This window comes from Oleiphilus sp. HI0066, from assembly GCF_001635725.1.
Genome location: NZ_LWFH01000036.1, coordinates 1 through 953 on the forward strand (window position 1 = coordinate 1; position 953 = coordinate 953).

General features: G+C 44.6%; 1 protein-coding gene. It reads left to right on the forward strand.

Going from position 1 to position 953, the window contains the following annotated elements; all coding sequences use genetic code 11:
- On the forward strand, positions 1-883 hold an 883-nt coding region (gene pheS / locus A3738_RS00915; protein WP_068763270.1), incomplete at its 5' end, for a phenylalanine--tRNA ligase subunit alpha.
- Between the last annotated feature and the right edge of the window lie 70 nt (positions 884-953).

Below are 953 nucleotides of genomic sequence, written 5' to 3' on the forward strand. Positions count from 1 at the left end.
TGCATTACTTAAAGGTCTTGGCAAGCTAGATCCAGCAGAGCGACCAGCAGCTGGTGCTAAGATCAATGAGGCCAAAGAAGCCGTCATGGCTAACCTCAGTACTAAAAAAGATTCTATGGAACAGAAAGCGCTTGAAGCACAGCTCATGTCTGAAGCGGTTGATGTTACCTTGCCTGGTCGAGCTACCGACCTTGGCGGCCTTCACCCGGTAACAAAAACGATGCGTCGAATTGAATCGTTTTTTGCTAAGGCGGGTTATTCAGTTGAAGTGGGTCCTGAGATCGAAGACGACTACCACAACTTTGAAGCGCTTAATATTCCTGGGCATCACCCAGCGAGAGCGATGCATGACACCTTCTACTTCAACGCCAATACTCTTTTGCGTACGCACACTTCACCTGTGCAAGTTCGCACGATGGAAAAGGGTGAACCTCCATTTCGTATGATTTGTCCTGGACGAGTTTATCGTTGTGACTCAGATCAAACGCATACACCGATGTTCCACCAAGTAGAAGGTTTATTGGTTGAGGAAAAAGTTAGTTTTGCCGACCTTAAATCAACGATTGAAGAGTTCTTAAAAGTCTTCTTTGAAAAAGATTTAGAAGTGCGTTTCCGTCCTTCATATTTCCCTTTCACAGAACCATCGGCTGAAGTCGACATCGAATGGGGGCGCAATGCAGACGGCTCTATTAAGTGGCTTGAAGTAATGGGATGTGGAATGGTGCACCCGAAAGTTTTTGAAGCTAGCGGCATTGATGCAGAGAAGTATTCTGGCTTTGCATTTGGTCTTGGTGTTGAGCGTTTAGCCATGCTCCGCTATGGCGGAAATGACTTAAGAATGTTCTTTGAAAACGATCTTCGTTTTCTTCAACAATTTAATTAAAAATAGAAAGTGGAATCTCAATGAAGTTCAGCGAACAATGGCTTAGAGAGTGGGTAAATCCTGCAATTGA